This window comes from Streptacidiphilus neutrinimicus (assembly GCF_000787815.1).
Taxonomy (GTDB): Bacteria; Actinomycetota; Actinomycetes; order Streptomycetales; family Streptomycetaceae; genus Streptacidiphilus; species Streptacidiphilus neutrinimicus.
In genome coordinates this window covers 1-7,467 of the sequence record NZ_BBPO01000023.1, presented here as the reverse complement: position 1 = coordinate 7,467, position 7,467 = coordinate 1, and the positions used below count along the sequence as shown (strand labels likewise).

Sequence of the window (7,467 nt, the reverse complement as noted above, 5' to 3'; positions counted from 1 at the left end):
GCCGACGGGCCCGGTCGGCCCCGCCGCGAACGTGCCCGCCTCCCTCGCCGGACCCGAGGCCAGCCCCGACGGTCACAGCAGCGCGTTCCACGGGCTGCCGGCCGTCGGCGTGCTCCTCTACCCGGACGACAACGGAGCCGACCACCACTTCTGCACCGCCAGCGTGGTGCACTCGCCCGGCGGCGACGTCGTCGCGACCGCCGCGCACTGCCTGAGTGATCCGGCCAACGGCTCCCCGAGCCCGGCGTCGGTGGTCTTCGCGCCCGGCTTCCACGACGGTCAGCGCCCGTTCGGGGTCTGGCGGGCGACCTCCCTCCTGATCGACCCGCACTGGGCCGCCGACAGCGACCAGGACTCCGACGTCGCCTTCCTCGTGGTCCACAAGGACGGCGACCCGAACGCCCGGATCGAGGACGCGGTCGGCGCCGAGAAGATCGCCTTCGGGATCTCCCGGCCGACCACGGTCGGCGTGATCGGCTATCCGTCCACCACCGACCAGCCGATCTCCTGCCTGAACTCGCTGACCGCCTACAGCGCGACCCAGTCCGAGTTCGACTGCACCGGGTTCACCGAGGGGACCAGCGGCGGCCCGCTGCTCCAGGGCATCGACCCGAAGACCGGCCTCGGCACGCTGGTCGGCGTGATAGGCGGCTACCAGGAGGGCGGCGACAGCGACGACGTGTCCTACGCCGTCTACTTCGGCGACCGGATCCAGGCGCTGTACGAGCAGGCGGTCGCGGCAGGCAGCCCGTCCCCTTCCGCGTCCGCCTCCGCCGCGTCGGCTTCGGCCTCCTCGTCGGCGGGTGGGTGAGGGAGTCCGTAACGGCCGTCCCACGGCGGCCCTTTGGGCGTTACGCTTCCCCCCCCGCGATCGTCGGAGGGGGAGCCGCGATGGAGAAGCAGTCAGGACCGGAGCGGTACCAGGAGCCCTGGTACGCCACCGCGTTGCGCGCCGGGCTCGAGCTCGTCGGCTGGATCGGGTTGCCGATCGCCCTGTGGCACCACTCGATCCTGGCCGCGATCGGGGTCGACGTCCTGCTCATCGGGGTCCCGGCCGCTTTCCAGACGCCCGGAGACAAGCCGGGGACGAACATCGCCGTGCCGGGGTGGGCGACCGTCATGATGGTGCTCGCCGAGCTGGGCGGCGCGGTCGTCGCGGCCTGGCTGCTGTTCTGGCCGTGGACCGCGGTGCTCGTCACCGCCCTCGCCCTGCTGACCTGTTGCACCGAGCTGCCGCGCTGGAAACGCCTGCTTCGCCCGGCCCGGCCCGTGCGAGCCTGACGCCGCGTTGTCCCTCCCAGGGGTTACTGTGCTGGGGATGGACGAGATCGCGCAGGTCATCAGCTACAGCCCCGGCGCGCAGGCGCGTTGGGTGGAGGAGCCGGACAAGCGCCCGGGGCGCACCGCGTTCCAGCGCGACCGCGCGCGGGTGCTGCACTCCGCCGCGCTGCGGCGGCTCGCCGGGACGACGCAGGTCGTCGCGCCGTTGGAGAGCGACTTCCCACGCACCCGGCTCACCCACTCGCTGGAGTGCGCGCAGGTCGGGCGCGAGTTGGGCGCCGCCTTCGGCTGCGACCCGGATCTCGTCGAGACCGCCTGCCTGGCCCACGACATCGGGCATCCGCCCTTCGGCCACAACGGCGAGGAGGCGCTCGACAAGGCCGCCGCGTCGTGCGGCGGGTTCGAGGGCAACGCGCAGTCGCTGCGCATCCTGACCCGCCTGGAGCCCAAGCGCTTCGTCCCGCACGCGGAGTCGAACGGCCGCCCGATCAGCGTCGGCCTGAACCTGACCAGGGCCGCCCTCGACGCGGCCACCAAGTACCCCTGGGCGCGGGGCGAGCACCCGGAGCTGCCGCACAAGTTCGGCGTCTACGCCGACGACCTGCCGGTCTTCACCTGGATGCGGCAGGGCGCCCCCGGCCACAAGCGCTGCTTCGAGGCCCAGGTGATGGACTGGTCCGACGACGTCGCCTACTCCGTCCACGACGTCGAGGACGGTCTGCACGCCGGCCACATCCGCCCCGCCGCGCTGGGCGCGCCGAGCGAGCGGGCCGGGCTGTACCGGGTGGCCGCGCGCTACGCCCCCAACGCCGATCCGGAGGAGCTGGAGGAGGCCCTGGACCGGCTGCGCGCCCAGGAGTGGTGGCCGCACCACTACGACGGCTCCGCCCGGGACCGGGCCGGGCTCAAGGACGCCACCAGCCAGCTGATCGGCCGCTTCTGCACCTCCGCCGAGACGGCGACCCGCGCCGCCTTCGGCGACGGCCCGCTCACCCGCTACCGCGCCGACCTGATCGTCCCGCGCGAGGTCCGGCTCGAGTGCGCGGTGCTCAAGGCGGTCGCCGACCGCTACGTGATGCAGCGCGAGGACCAGGAGCAGCTGCGCCGCCGCCAGCGCGTCGTCATCAGCGAGCTCGCCGAGGCGCTGGTGCGCGGCGCGCCCGAGGGCCTGGACCCGGTCTTCCGCACCCTGTACGAGGAGGCGTCCGACGACGCGGGCCGGCTGCGCGCGGTGATCGACCAGATCGCCACCCTGACCGACGCGAGCGCCCTCGCCCGCCACCGGGCGCTCACCAAGTCACCATGAGATCTTGACGATCGATCAGTGACGCCCCCTTCACCTCCGGGTGCGCATACGGGAGGCTCACTGGGACATCCATGCTGGGACATCCATGAAGAATCCACCGAGGTAATCCACGGAGGCAGACGGACATGGTGGGCACGCACGCGACGATGGCGATCGTCGGGGCGGGACTGGCCGGGGCCAAGGCGGCCGAGACGCTGCGCGCGGAGGGCTTCGACGGCCGCGTGATACTGCTCGGCGAGGAGCGGGAGAAGCCCTACGAGCGCCCACCGCTCTCCAAGGGCTACCTGACGGGCAGCAGCGAACGCGACGAGGTCTTCGTCCACGACACCGCCTGGTACGCGGCCCACGACGTCGAGCTGCACCTCGGCCAGCCGGTCGTCGGGGTCGACCGCGCCTCGCGCGAGCTGCGCCTGGGCGGGGACGGCGGCGTCCTCGGCTACGACAAGCTGCTGCTGGCCACCGGCTCCGGGCCGCGCCCCCTCGACGTGCCCGGCGCGGACCTGGGCGGCGTGCACTACCTGCGCCGCCTCTCCGACTCCGAGCGGCTGCGCGGCACACTGCAGACGCTGGGCCGCGAGAACGGCACGCTGGTGATCGTCGGCGCGGGCTGGATCGGCCTCGAGGTCGCCTCCGCCGCGCGCGGCTACGGCGCGGAGGTGACGGTCGTCGAGCCGCTGAGCACGCCGCTGCACGCGGCGCTCGGGCCGGAGCTGGGCGAGTTCTTCGCACGCCTGCACCAGGACCACGGCGTGAAGTTCCACTTCGGCGCGTCGGTCACCGAGATCGAGGGCCGCGACGGCATGGTCCTCGCCGTCCACACCGACGACGGCCAGGAGCACCCCGCGCACGCGGTCCTCGTGGGCATCGGCGCGATCCCGCAGACCGCGCTCGCCGAGCAGGCCGGCCTCGAGCTCGCCCCCCGCGAGGAGGGCGGCGGCATCGCCGTGGACGCCGCGCTGCGCACCTCCGACCCGGACGTCTTCGCGGCGGGCGACGTCGCCGGCGCGTTCAACCCGCTGTTCGGCCGGCGCCTGCGGGTCGAGCACTGGGCCAACGCGCTGAACAGCGGCCCGGCGGCGGCGAGGTCGATGCTCGGCCAGGAGGTCGTCTACGACCGCGTCCCCTACTTCTTCTCCGACCAGTACGACCTGGGCATGGAGTACTCGGGCTTCGCCACGCCCGGCGGTTACGAACGCGTGGTCATCCGCGGCGACGCGGGCAAGCGCGAGTTCATCGCCTTCTGGCAGACGAGCGACGGCCGCGTCCTGGCGGGGATGAACGTCAACGTGTGGGACGTCACAGACCCGATCCAGTCCCTGGTCCGGTCCCGCACCCCGATCGACCCGGACCGCCTGGCGGACCCCTCGGTTCCCCTGGACTCGTTGGTCTAGTCGCGCTGTGCCCAGGGGCGCGAGGAACTGCGCGACAAGCCGCCCAGGACAAGGAGATCCCGAGGGTTCCGGGCCGTCCTCCTGAGGTGGGTTCCTCGCGCAGTTCCTCGCGCCCCTGACGGTGCGCCGTAGACTTCACCCGTGGCGGGACGGATCAGGGACGAAGATGTGCAGGCGGTGAAGGCCGCACTGCGGATCGACGCCGTCGTCGGGGACTACGTCCAGCTCGCCAACGGTGGCGGCGGCCAGCTCAAGGGGCTGTGCCCGTTCCACGACGAGAAGTCCGCGTCGTTCTACGTGAACCCCTCCAAGGGCGTCTACAACTGCTTCGGCTGCCAGGAGAGCGGCGACACCATCGGCTTCGTGATGAAGGTCGAGCACCTCTCCTTCGTCGAGGCGGTGGAGCGGCTCGCGCCGCAGGTCGGCATCACGCTGCGCTACGAGGGCGGCTCCTACGTGCCCGGCCGCCAGCAGGGCGAGCGCACCCGGCTGCTGGAGATCAACCGGCTCGCCGCGGCCTGGTTCCAGGAGCAGCTGAACGGGCCGGAGGCCGAGATCGGGCGGCGGTTCCTCAAGGAGCGCGGGTTCGAGCGCGAGGCCGCCGCGCACTTCGGCGTCGGCTACGCGCCGGCCGGGTTCGAGAACCTGACCCGGGTGCTGCGCGGCAAGGGTTACACCGACAAGGAGCTGCTGACCTCCGGCATCTGCTCCGAGGGCCGCCGCGGCCCGATGGACCGGTTCCGGGCGCGGCTGGTCTGGCCGATCCGGGACCTGACCGGCGAGGTCGTCGGCTTCGGCGCGCGCCGCCTGCGCGAGGACGACAACGGGCCGAAGTACCTGAACACGCCGGAGACCCCGCTCTACAAGAAGTCCCACGTGCTCTACGGCGTGGAGCTGGCCAAGAAGGAGATCGCCCGCTCCGGTCGGGCCGTCGTCGTCGAGGGCTACACCGACGTGATGGCCTGTCACCTCGCGGGCATCACCTCCGCCGTGGCGACCTGCGGCACCGCCTTCGGCGAGGACCACATCAAGATCCTTCGCCGGCTGCTGCTCGACACCGCGGGCAGCGAGGCGAAGGTCATCTTCACCTTCGACGGCGACGCCGCCGGGCAGAAGGCCGCGCTGCGGGCCTTCGAGGACGACCAGAAGTTCGCCGCGCAGACGCTGATCGCGATCAGCCCCGGCGGCATGGACCCGTGCGAGCTGCGGATCGCCGAGGGCGACGAGTCCGTGCGCAACCTGATCGACCGCGCCTCGCCGCTGTTCGAGTTCGCGATCCGCTCCACCGTCGCCCGGCACAACCTCGACGCCGCCGAGGGCCGGGCCGCCGCGCTGGACGCGTGCGCGCCGATCGTCGCGCAGATCAAGGACGCCTCGATCCGGCACGAGTACGCCGTCCAGTTGGCGGGCATGCTCGGCATCCTCGACGAGCGGTTCGTGGTCCGCCGGGTGCAGCAGGTGGCGCAGTGGGCCGCCGAGCGCCGCGAGGGGCGCGGGAACGTGCGCGGGCAGCAGCGACCGGGGCAGGCCCCGGCGGCCCCCGCCGCTCCGGCCCGGCCGGCGTTCCGGCTGGACGCGCGCAACCCGCAGCAGTTCGTGGAGCGCGAACTGCTGAAGTTGGCGGTGCAGTTCCCGGCCCTGGTCGCGCCGGTCCTGGACGCCTTCAGCCCGGAGGAGTTCGTGACGCCCCCGTACGCGGCGGTGCGCGAGGCCGTCGCCTCGGGCGGCGGCGTCACCGCGGGCGCGGAGGCGGCCGACATCTGGGTGGACGTGCTGCGCGAGGTCGCACCGGACGACGCCGTGCGCGGCCTGATCACCGAGCTGGCCGTCGAGCCGATCCGCACCCGGCGCGCGCCCGACGCCGGCTACGCGGGGGAGTTCCTGGTCAAGCTGCGGCTGCAGGCCGTGGCCCGGCGGGTGGCGGCCTGCCGCGTCCAGCTCCAGCGGCTGGGCCCGCACGCGGCCGCCGAGCAGACCGAGGCGGTCCAGCGGGAACTGTGGGGCCTCCAGCAGTACGAGGGGGAGCTGCGCTCCCGTGGGGCTGCGGCACTCTGACGGTGCGTCGAGCTCACCCTCGGTGACCGCTCCTGCACAGAAACTCCCCGCACGGGTCTCTGCCCGCACCCCCGGACTGCTCCACACTGGGAGTCGGTGCCTCAACCCTCTCAGCCGCGGCCTGCCGATCCCGGCGGCGCCGCGCCCCAGGCTTCCCGGACGCGGGGCGACGAGAACCCTCCCCACGTTCCGATGCCGCGTGCCCCCGATTCCGCTTCCGAGCAGGCGTCGGCCCCGTCACCGGGGCGTCCTCCGGCGCCGGAAGGGATGGACGTGGAACTTGCCGCCACGGCCCTCCACCCGACCAACCTCGACGAACCCGGGCCTCTCTCGCTCGCTCCGACCGCCGTGCCCGTGCGGCGCGCCGCCGCCGAGGACGGACCAGCGGTCGAAGCGACGGCCGAAGCGACGGCGGAGTCCCCGGGCCCGGAACCCGCCGTCGAGTCGCCCGCCGAACCCACGCCCGACCAGCTCCGGTCGGTGGCGGACGAGCCGCTCCCGTCGCTGGACGACAGCGGCGGCCCGGCCGCGGACCTGTTCCGCCAGTACCTCCGCGAGATCGGGCGCATCCCGCTGCTCACCGCCGTCGACGAGGTCGAGCTGGCCCGCAGCGTCGAAGCCGGCCTCTTCGCCGAGGAGTACCTGGCGCTGCATCACGAGACCGTCGCGGAAGAGCTCGCCGACGAGCTGGACCAGCTGATCGTGCGCGGACGCATCGCCAAGCGCCGCCTGGTCGAGGCCAACCTGCGCCTGGTCGTCTCCGTCGCCAAACGCTACGTGGGCCGCGGGCTGACCATGCTCGACCTGGTGCAGGAGGGCAATCTCGGCCTGATCCGCGCCGTGGAGAAGTTCGACTACACCCGCGGCTACAAGTTCTCCACCTACGCCACCTGGTGGATCCGCCAGGCGATGAGCCGCGCGCTGGCCGACCAGGCCCGCACCATCCGGGTGCCGGTGCACGTCGTCGAGCTGATCAACCGCGTGGTCCGGGTCCAGCGCCAACTGCTCCAGGAGCGCGGCATGGAACCGACCACGGCCGAGGTCGCCGCGGTGCTCGAACTACCTGAGGAGCGCATCGGCGAGGTGCTGCGCCTGGCCCAGGAGCCCGTCTCCCTGCACGCCCCCGTCGGCGAGGAGGACGACGTGGCCCTCGGCGACCTGATCGAGGACGGCGACGCGGCCTCCCCGGTCGAGTCCGCAGCGTTCCTGCTGCTGCGCGAACACCTGGAGGCGGTGCTCGGCACCCTGGGGGAGCGCGAGCGCAAGGTCGTGCAGCTGCGCTACGGCCTCCTCGACGGCCGCCCGCGCACGCTGGAGGAGATCGGCCGCCTCTTCGGGGTGACCCGCGAGCGCATACGGCAGATCGAGTCGAAGACGCTGAACAAACTGCGCGACCACGCCTTCGCCGACCAACTGCGCGGCTATCTCGATTAG

The 7,467-nt window shown here is 72.9% G+C and carries 6 protein-coding genes; all 6 read left to right on the top strand.

Going from position 1 to position 7,467, the window contains the following annotated elements:
* Positions 1-811, top strand: an 811-nt coding sequence (locus TR48_RS16740) for a trypsin-like serine peptidase (protein WP_161789843.1), incomplete at its 5' end; no start/stop codon positions are given.
* An 80-nt stretch (positions 812-891) separates the two neighbouring features.
* Positions 892-1,281, top strand: coding sequence for a hypothetical protein (locus TR48_RS16735; protein WP_042367852.1), 390 nt, complete (start codon positions 892-894; stop codon positions 1,279-1,281).
* A gap of 37 nt (positions 1,282-1,318) precedes the next feature.
* Positions 1,319-2,587, top strand: coding sequence for a deoxyguanosinetriphosphate triphosphohydrolase (locus tag TR48_RS16730; RefSeq protein WP_042367850.1), 1,269 nt, complete (start codon positions 1,319-1,321; stop codon positions 2,585-2,587).
* Between the two features lie 125 nt (positions 2,588-2,712).
* Positions 2,713-3,978: an NAD(P)/FAD-dependent oxidoreductase gene (locus tag TR48_RS16725; protein WP_042367848.1), complete on the top strand. Its 1,266-nt coding sequence runs from the start codon at positions 2,713-2,715 to the stop codon at positions 3,976-3,978.
* A 141-nt stretch (positions 3,979-4,119) separates the two neighbouring features.
* Positions 4,120-6,033, top strand: coding sequence for a DNA primase (dnaG, locus tag TR48_RS16720; protein ID WP_084729492.1), 1,914 nt, complete (start codon positions 4,120-4,122; stop codon positions 6,031-6,033).
* A gap of 267 nt (positions 6,034-6,300) precedes the next feature.
* Positions 6,301-7,467: an RNA polymerase sigma factor gene (locus tag TR48_RS16715; protein WP_084729491.1), complete on the top strand. Its 1,167-nt coding sequence runs from the start codon at positions 6,301-6,303 to the stop codon at positions 7,465-7,467.